Origin of the sequence: Enterococcus sp. (genome assembly GCF_022711995.1) — a bacterium.
Lineage (GTDB): Bacteria > Bacillota > Bacilli > Lactobacillales > Enterococcaceae > Enterococcus_D.
On record NZ_JALAHI010000001.1, the window covers coordinates 1 to 9,512 of the forward strand.

General features: G+C 41.5%; 8 protein-coding genes and 1 pseudogene. All 9 read left to right on the forward strand.

The features are described from left to right. Nucleotides 1–648 (forward strand): hypothetical protein (locus tag Q0A12_RS00005; RefSeq protein ID WP_291290677.1); only part of this gene is annotated, 648 nt, incomplete at its 5' end. Beyond that, the gene (locus Q0A12_RS00010) at nucleotides 645–1,985 is read left to right on the forward strand and encodes an FAD/NAD(P)-binding oxidoreductase (RefSeq protein ID WP_291290678.1); all 1,341 of its coding nucleotides are present in this window, start codon (nucleotides 645–647) and stop codon (nucleotides 1,983–1,985) included. The genes Q0A12_RS00005 and Q0A12_RS00010, both read left to right, overlap by 4 nt. 574 nt (nucleotides 1,986–2,559) lie before the next feature. Continuing rightward, nucleotides 2,560–3,972, forward strand: a complete 1,413-nt coding sequence (gene arcD / locus Q0A12_RS00015) for an arginine-ornithine antiporter (protein WP_291290679.1) — start codon at nucleotides 2,560–2,562, stop codon at nucleotides 3,970–3,972. Nucleotides 3,973–3,983: 11 nt separating this feature from the next. After that, nucleotides 3,984–5,099 carry an aminotransferase gene (locus Q0A12_RS00020; protein WP_291290680.1) on the forward strand — a complete coding sequence of 372 codons (1,116 nt, stop codon included), beginning with the start codon at nucleotides 3,984–3,986 and terminating at the stop codon, nucleotides 5,097–5,099. A 42-nt stretch (nucleotides 5,100–5,141) separates the two neighbouring features. After that, nucleotides 5,142–6,365, forward strand: a complete 1,224-nt coding sequence (gene arcA, locus Q0A12_RS00025) for an arginine deiminase (RefSeq protein WP_291290681.1) — start codon at nucleotides 5,142–5,144, stop codon at nucleotides 6,363–6,365. 54 nt (nucleotides 6,366–6,419) lie between these two features. Next, a complete protein-coding gene (gene argF, locus Q0A12_RS00030; RefSeq protein WP_291290682.1) occupies nucleotides 6,420–7,439 on the forward strand; it encodes an ornithine carbamoyltransferase in 1,020 nt (339 codons plus the stop codon). A gap of 16 nt (nucleotides 7,440–7,455) precedes the next feature. Beyond that, nucleotides 7,456–8,388, forward strand: a complete 933-nt coding sequence (gene arcC, locus Q0A12_RS00035) for a carbamate kinase (protein ID WP_291290683.1) — start codon at nucleotides 7,456–7,458, stop codon at nucleotides 8,386–8,388. Nucleotides 8,389–8,411: 23 nt separating this feature from the next. Further along, nucleotides 8,412–9,098 carry a Crp/Fnr family transcriptional regulator gene (locus tag Q0A12_RS00040; protein WP_291290684.1) on the forward strand — a complete coding sequence of 229 codons (687 nt, stop codon included), beginning with the start codon at nucleotides 8,412–8,414 and terminating at the stop codon, nucleotides 9,096–9,098. Nucleotides 9,099–9,274: 176 nt separating this feature from the next. Continuing rightward, nucleotides 9,275–9,512, forward strand: a pseudogene (locus tag Q0A12_RS00045) (ArgR family transcriptional regulator); the annotation flags it as partial.

Consider the following 9,512-nt stretch of genomic DNA (forward strand, 5'->3'; position numbering starts at 1 on the left):
GATACAACCTGTGAGCCCTTTTCGGCGATTCATGCAATGCAGCAGATCGTGAAAGCGCAATTGGCAAAACTACATATCGATCTCACTGAATTTCCTTATGATGTAGCCGGTGAAATCTATTATTTATTGGCGCAGATCCATCATCAACTGCTATATTTCAAGCGCTATATTTCTACGCTAAATTCAAATTTCTTTTTGTCTAATTATCCCTTTGATCAGCGGGTGCCCAAGTTGATGCATCAGTCTGCCTGTCAACTGACGAAAGAAATCGAACATTTTCTGGGATTTGAATTTGATCATCATACGTTTCAAAGCATTCGCTACATCTATTTAACGATTTTAAAAAAAGCGGAACATTATTCCAAAGATAAATTGACCATCGGTGTTTTTTGTTCTGCCAGCTTTTTGCGGATGAATCTTGCTGTACAGCAAACACAAGAGTTGTTTCAACAGCGCTACAATTCGGAAAGCTCTATCGCAGATCCACAAAAGCATTATGATTTGTTGGTTGCGGATACCAACTATTTTTTGAATAAATTCCAATTTGATGACTATTATATTTTAAGCGGCGGACCCACCGTATTTGATTTAAAAAAACTAACGGAAAAGCTTGATGAAATTTATAGAAGGAAGAAAGGAGAGCTATGAAGACGATAATCATTGGTGCCTCTCATGGAGGGATCACCGCTGCACTGGCGATCAAGAAATACCAACCAGATCATGAAGTATGGCTGTTTGAAAAAACGGATAGTTTAGGATTCATCCCTAGTACCATCAATCTAATCTACAAAGATTATTTTTCTTTTGAGGAGCTAGAAAAAGGGGAAACCTACACTGGGGAAATTTTGGAGAAAGCCGGGATTTGTCTGTTTTTAAATACAGAGATCATCAAAATTGATCCAGAGGAGAAGCGGGTTTATTCGGATGACAAGGAACACCCGTACGATTATTTGATTTTATCGATGGGGTCGGAACATTTCCTTCCGAATCCGCCTTACTTAGAACAACCGATTTCTGAAAAGCTCATCACGTATAAATCGAAGCAGCGACTGCAGGAAATATTTCCCCGAATAGCAAAAGCCGATACGATCACAATTATTGGTGGTGGCCTGATTTGTTTCGAGCTTGCTTCAAGTTTAGCAATGGATGCCACCAAAAAAATTCAGATTATTGAAAGAAATCTTCGACCGATCCATCGCTATTTTGATTCCGAACTACTGGTTGAACTAGCGAAATATCTTCCCGCAAATGTAATGGTTTATCGCAACGAAAGTTTCTATCGGATCGAAAGGCAAGAAGAGCAATTAACAGCAATCACTTTGAGTGATGGCACGGTTTTATCAACGGATGAAGTCATACTAGCGATCAATCCCCAACCTCAATCCGATCTGTTGGAACAAATCGTAAAGTTAAATGAAGATAAAACGGTAGTGGTGGATCCGTACTTAGAGACATCCGCACAAGATATTTATGCGATCGGGGACTTGGTTCACTCGAAAATCACCAACATTTCCTATGATTATTACTTTCCGACGATCTCCAATGCCAAAAGAGAAGCGGTGGTTGCGGCCTATAATATCACCCATCCCCATAAAATTGCCTGTCCACCTATTCAAAAAACGATGGCGACAAAATTATTTGGTAAGTATCTGGCAAGTAGTGGGTTGACAGCGGAAGAAGCGCTTTTTAATGGCTATCAGATTAGGAAAATCCACAAGCATTACCACAAACTTGCGCACTATGGCGCGTTGCAAGAGAAAGAACTACAAATTCAAGTTCTTTGCAACAAAGAAAATGGCCAACTATTGGGAGTGCAACTGTTCTCCGATAGCCGGCAAGCAGTTGAATTGATCAATCAGTTTTCAACCTTTATCAGTGATCACCGAACCTTGAAAGATCTCACTCAAGTGGATAATTTTTTCTCCCCGGATCTTTCTTTTTTACCCCAGATCTTTCTTGATTTATTCATGGAAGCGAAGGAATAATCCCGCGAACAGCAGAAATAGCCAATCAAAACGGCTTTTTGTCAATAAGGACTGATGAATTGTACAAAATCAAATCTGGGACTGAAGAATCAATTCTGATTCATCAGTCCCATAAATTATAGAGCCATCAAAAAAAGCCCCTCGGCGATGAGGGGCTTTTTTGCATACCAATAAATAAGCTGCTTTTTCTCCAAAAGAAGAAGTGTGCATTTCTAATGAAATTCTTAGAAAAAAATCTCTGAATGATTATGAGCTAGCGAAGGGAAAAATGGGTAAAAAATGACCATAAAAGGGATTATTCATTGCAGTTGTATAATGCCAAATTTTTGGCATAAATAATGCGAATAGAGTCACAATGTAAGCGTTTTTAACCAGCTATGATAAACATGTACTAGAGAGATAACTGTTATTTCTGAGTCGGATTTGCTTGTTATTTCAGCTGAAAAAACTACTAGGATCAAAGAAAGGAGTGAGCAAACAATTTATTTATATCCGCTTATTTTATAACCTTTTGTGATTTTTTTGAAACTGTGTTTTATGCAAGCAACTACACAAAAAAGAAAGGTAGAGGACAATGGAAAAAAAGAGAGGAATCAGTAAAATCGGCTTGATTGCCTTAGTTGTCAGTTCATCCATTGGGAGTGGAATCTTTGGGATTACCAATGATTTAGCCGTATCTGCTGCTCCTGGACCTGCCATCATCGCCTGGATCATCGTCGGAATCGGCATTCTTGCATTAGTGTTATCATTGAATAATTTAGGCGCCAAACGACCAGATTTAGACGGTGGAATTTTTGGTTATGCAGAAGCAGCATTTGGAAAACTGGGTGGCTTTATCAGTGGCTGGGGCTATTGGCTTTCGGCATGGTTGGGAAACGTCGCCTTTGCGACAATGCTCATGAGTGCCATCGGTGAATTTGTTCCTGCATTCAAAGGGGGACAAAATATTCCATCTATTTTACTAGCGAGTGTCTTTATTTGGGTATTGACGTTTCTTGTTAACAACGGGATTGAAAGCGCATCCTTTATTAATACGGTTGTTACGATCTGTAAATTAGTGCCTTTGTTTTTATTCATGATTATTGCACTCATTAGTTTTCATATCGATATTTTTTCAGCAGATTTCTGGGGGAACGTTAGCAGCGCCTTACAAAGCGGGGCTTCCGTTAGTCTCTGGACACAAATCAAAGGGTGTTTGATGGTGATGATGTGGGTCTTCGTTGGGATCGAAGGTGCCAGTGTTTTAGCAAATCGTGCAGAAAAACGCTCAGATGCTCAAGCCGCATCGGTGATCGGTCTTCTGTCACTATTAGTCATCTATGTACTCGCTTCATTACTCCCATACGGTGTCATGTCGCAAGCCGAATTGATGGCATTGCCGCAACCAGCAATGGCCAATATTTTACGCTATATGGTGGGCGAATGGGGCGCAGCATTTATCAATATCGGTTTGATCGTTTCCATCATTGGTTGTTGGTTGTCTTGGACGATGCTACCGGTAGAAACAACGTTACTGATGTCCCGGGATGGGATGTTGCCGAAAAGCTGGGGCAAGGTCAACAGCAAGCAAGCACCAAGTTACTCATTGTATATCACTGCTGCATTGACCAATGTGTTCTTGCTGACTTTCCTTGTGACTGATTATGCCTATCAGTTTGCTTACTCCATGTGTACGGCAGCAATTCTGATCTGTTACCTACTCGTGGGGATCTATCAAATGATTTATTCCTACCAGCAAAAAGACAATAAGCAATTGTTTATTGGTGTGGTGGCAACAGCTTTTCAGCTTATTGGGATTACGTTAGCCGGTTTTGCCTATGTGTTGTTATGCAGCATCGCCTATTTACCAGGTTTTTATTTCTACCTGCGGGCGTGTAAAGAGAATAATTATCAGATCAGTACCCTGCAAAAAACGGTCATGGGGGTTGTCAGTCTAGCTGCTATCTTCTCGATCGTAGCAATTGCTACGGGAATGATCTCAGTATAAGGAGGTGGATTATGGATATTGCTAATTTTGGTGTCGAGGAATGGTTGAATAACTGGGAGAAAAAAGCGACCTATGACATTGCTCAAAGTTCCATCGAAGCATTGACCCTAGAAGAAATCATGGCTTTCAGCGGCCAAACGAGTACTGATTTTTTTGAAGGCATGTCTCAACAACCGTTGGATTATGGCTGGATCGAAGGTTCCCAGCGCTTCAAGGAGCTAGTTGCCACCTTATATCAACAGATGACAGCAGCCAATATCTTGCAGACAAACGGGGCCACTGGTGCAAATTTTCTGGCACTCTTTGCACTGATCGAAAGCGGGGATCATGTTGTCTCCATGCACCCCACCTATCAACAACTCTATGATTTGCCAAAAGCGTTTGGTGCAGAAGTTGATTTTGTGGAATTAAATCCTACAGATTGGCAGCTCGATCTGGCAGCTTTAAAAGCCAAAGTCAGACCTGAGACAAAAATGATTTGCTTGAATAACGCCAACAATCCTACAGGTACCTTATTTGATCAAGAGCAGTTACAGCAAATCGTCGCCATCGCGAAGGCGGTCGATGCCTACGTCTTAGTTGATGAAGTCTATGCACCATTGACAGAGGAAGGCACATTTTGTTCCATCGTTGATTGTTATGAGAAGGGAATTGCCACCAACTCTTTGTCCAAAACCTATTCAGTTCCAGGGATTCGTATTGGCTGGATAGTTGCTAATGAAGAATTGACGGAGCACTTTCGCAAATACCGTGATTACACGATGATCTGCGGGGGAGTCATCGCTGATGAATTAGCGATCCAAGTATTGGAAAACAGAGAACAGATTATCGCGCGAAACAAGAAAATCGTCGCTGAGAATCTTGCCATCGTTAAGCAGTGGGTAGATCAAGAGCCAAACGTAGAATTGGTCATTCCCCAGTCGGTTTCTACTTCCTTTATTCAGTTGAAGATCCAACAAGAGGACGATCAATTCTGTATCGATCTATTAAAAGAAACAGGAGTCTTATTAGTCCCGGGATCGGCTTTTGGCGTAGCAGGGCACGCCCGTTTAGGTTATTGCTGTAAGAAAGAAACGCTAGAAACTGGTTTGAGATTACTCTCAGACTATTTAAAAAAAGTTTCATAGGAAATGGGAAACAAATTGTATAGGAATGAGGAGGATGAAAAAATGAATGAACCTATTCACGTTTTTTCAGAAATTGGGCGATTAAAACAAGTGATGCTTCATCGTCCAGGAAAAGAATTGGAAAATTTAATGCCGGATTATTTGGAACAATTGCTGTTTGATGATATTCCTTTTTTACAGCAAGCGCAAAAAGAACATGATTTCTTTGCTGAAACATTGCGAAATAAAGGGGTTGATGTCCTTTATTTAGAAGATTTAGCGGCAGAATCTTTGACTTCTACGGGACTCAGAGAACAATTTGTTGCAGAGTACCTAAAGGAAGCCAACATCCAAAGTGAAAACACCTGTAAAGTGATTGGAGAATATTTACTATCGATCTCGGATAATCGTGAACTGATCGACCGAACAATGGCAGGCTTGCGGAAAAACGAAATGAAGATCGCTAGAAATCAAAATCTGACCGATCTTGTAGACGATCAGTATCCGTTTCTGATTGATCCTATGCCAAACTTGTATTTTACCCGTGATCCATTCGCTACGATTGGCAATAGCGTTTCTTTGAATCGGATGTATTCAGAAACGAGACGGCGGGAAACGTTGTACGGCAAGTATATCTTTAACTACCATCCAATTTTCAAAAAAGAAGCCGAGCATCTTTTATACAATCGGGATGAATCCACACGAATCGAAGGCGGGGATGAATTAGTCTTATCGGCCAAGGTACTAGCTGTCGGAATCTCACAACGGACAGATGTTGCATCGATCGAAAAGTTGGCGAAAAAATTATTTGCGAAAGAACCATCTTTTGAACATGTGCTCGCTTTCAATATTGGCGAAGAACGGAAATTCATGCATTTGGATACGGTCTTTACCATGGTGGATCATGACAAATTTACTATCCATCCAGAAATTGAAGGGGAACTAACAGTTTATTCGATTTCTAAACAAAACGATCAAATCAAAATCTATGAAGAAAAAGAAACGTTGGAACGAATCCTTTGCCGCTATCTTGATTTGGATGCAGTAGAACTGATTCGTTGCGGGGGTGGTGATATTACAGCAGCTGCCAGAGAACAATGGAACGATGGCTCGAATACGTTGACGATTGCACCAGGAGAAGTCGTTGTCTATGACCGCAACTTGATTACGAATGAAAAACTAGTTGAAGCAGGGGTCAAACTTAATTATATCCCTGGAAGTGAGCTAGTCCGCGGACGTGGCGGTCCTCGTTGCATGAGTATGCCGTTTATTAGAGAAGATCTTTGAGCAGCCAGAAATTTACAAAAATAAAGACTAACGATATCTTAGGAGGAATAGACAATGGAACAAGTATTTCAAGGAAGAAGTTTATTAGCAGAAAAAGATTTTACCAAAGAGGAGATCGAATACCTGATTGACTTTTCGATTCACTTAAAAGACCTAAAAAAACGGAATATCCCTCATCACTATTTAGAAGGGAAAAATATCGCTTTATTATTTGAAAAAACTTCAACCCGGACCCGGGCAGCCTTTACGACAGCTGCCATCGATCTTGGTGCCCATCCAGAATTCTTAGGTGCCAACGACATTCAACTCGGAAAGAAAGAATCAGTGGAAGACACCGCGAGAGTATTGGGCAGTATGTTTGATGGCATCGAATTCCGTGGCTTCAGTCAGCAAGTAGTGGAAGACTTAGCCAAATATTCCGGCGTTCCGGTTTGGAATGGATTGACAGATGAATGGCATCCAACCCAAATGATCGCTGATTTCATGACCATCAAAGAAAACTTTGGTACGTTGAAAGACATCACATTGGTGTATGTGGGAGATGGCCGTAACAATATGGCGAATAGTTTGTTGGTTACTGGTGCGATTCTTGGGGTCAATGTTCGCATCTGCGCACCTAAATCTTTATTCCCAGAAGACGATGTTGTTCGTTATGCCAACGAATTTGCCAAAAAATCTGGTAGCCAATTGATGATCACAGATGACACTGCTGAAGGTGTTCGTGGGGCAAATGTCCTTTATACCGATGTTTGGGTATCAATGGGGGAAGAAGATAAGTTTACCGAACGGGTCAATTTATTGAAAGACTACCAAATCAATATGGATTTGATTAAAGCAACAGGTACGCCAGACGACCGTTTGATTGTCTTGCATTGCTTGCCGGCCTTCCATGATACCAATACTGTCTACGGAAAGAAAATCGAAGAAGAATTCGGGATCAAAGAAATGGAAATTACCGACGAAGTATTTCGCAGCAAATATGGCCGCCAATTTGAAGAAGCCGAAAATCGGATGCATTCAATCAAAGCGATCATGGCAGCAACTTTAGGAAATCTCTTTATTCCAAGAGTGTGAGAGGACGAGGGATACTATGACGAAACGAACTGTAGTCATCGCATTAGGTGGAAATGCGATCCTGACTGACGATCCAAGCGCAAAAGGGCAGCAACAAGCGCTTAGGCAAACAGCCAAACATTTAGTTGCATTGATCAAACAAAACATCCAAGTAGTGATCACCCATGGAAATGGGCCGCAAGTTGGCAATCTCTTATTGCAGCAACAAGCAGCAAACTCGCCCAAAAATCCTGCGATGCCACTAGACACTTGTGTGGCTATGACACAAGGAAGTATTGGCTATTGGTTGCAGAATGCATTAGAAGAAGAATTAGCAGCAGAAGGGTTACCCACTAAGGTAGCAACGCTAATCACTCAAGTAGTAGTCAGTGAAGGGGATCCGGCATTTGCCGATCCCACCAAACCAGTGGGGCCTTTCTTAACAGAAGAGCAAGCAAAGCAATCGATGAGAGAAACCAATGCGATCTTTAAAGAAGATGCCGGCCGGGGTTGGCGTAAAGTCGTTGCCAGCCCGAAACCGATCGCAATTCATGACCAGGCAAGCATTCGTACATTAGTCGACAACGATTTCATTGTGATTTGTGCAGGGGGCGGAGGGATCCCGGTCACTGAATCCGGTCAAGGGGTCGAGGCTGTGATCGATAAAGATTTTGCTTCAGAAAAATTGGCAGAAGTTTTGAAAGCAGAAGAGTTGATTATTTTAACAGGTGTCTCTAAAATTGCGTTAAACTATGGAAAAGACAATGAGCAATGGTTAGACCAAGTCAATTTGACAGAACTGGAACACTACATTCAAGAAGGTCACTTTGCGCCAGGAAGTATGTTGCCAAAAGTTCAAGCAGCGATGGACTTTGTGAAGGTCAGCAAAAACAATGTTGCGATCATCACCTCTTTGGAAGACTTAGCTGATTTTGACCATCAAACAGGAACCCGAATCATTTCTGATTAACTGGCAAACAAAGTATTGGAGTGATGGATATTAGTGAAAACATGCGAGAATACGTAGACAAGTTTGAGTGTCTAAAAGTGCTGACGCAAGAAAACAGGGAACGATTGGAAGAAAATATGTATTACCGTACTTTTCCCAAAGGGCAGATTTTATTCAATGATGGAGATTTGCGTGATCGTATTTTTGTTCTGTGCAGCGGATTGATTCGTATCGAGAAAAATGATCCAACTGATTCTTTCTTTTATACGGATTTCATCAGCGAAGGGGAACTGTTTCCGGTGAATGGCCTTTTTGAAGCAGCGTGTTATGACTTTTCTGCCATTGCGGTGACAGAGATCGAAGTCGCGTATGTGGCAACTGCTGTTTTGGAACAATTGATGGTCGCCGATCGAGAATTGTTGAAAATGATCGTTAAGAAACAAAGCCAAGTTATGGAGCAGCAAGTGACCAGAATGCAATACTGTATCACTTCCAGTGCCCATGATCGGGTAGTCAATACATTAGCGATCCTGATGAAAAAGCATGGCAAGCTGGATGAGTCTTGGTATATTCCTTATCCGATCATGATCAACGATCTCTCAAAGTTTAGCGGCACGACGAGAGAGACCGTCAGTCAAGTATTGAAAGAATTGATCAAACAGAAAAAAATCTCCTACCAATATAAAGAATTGATTTTTATCGATGAATCATTTTTCCAAATAGATGAATAGTAAATGCCCAGGACAGTGCCAATCAAAAGAACAGGATTCGATTCCCAGATAACTGTGAGTTAGCAGTTCTTTGGGATCCGATTCCTTGTTCTTTCTAGCAGAGCTAGCAATCAGACGGACAAAAAGCTCTTGTGGGAGTGTCTGTCCTAAGGTGCATTGGATAGCAGGTGATCATTTTGAAAAAAAACCAGCGTCAAGCAATTATCAAACGTTTGATCCTTAACCAAGAAGTGGAGACCCAAGAAGATTTGATGCGCTTGTTGAATGAACAAGGAGTTCGTTCCACACAAGCCACCATCTCCAGAGATATGCGAGAATTGAACATCGCCAAGACCTATACGAAAGAAGGAAAAACCAAGTATACCGTGATCGCTACATCGGAAGTGAACGTCACCGAAAAGTTGAAGCTGTCAA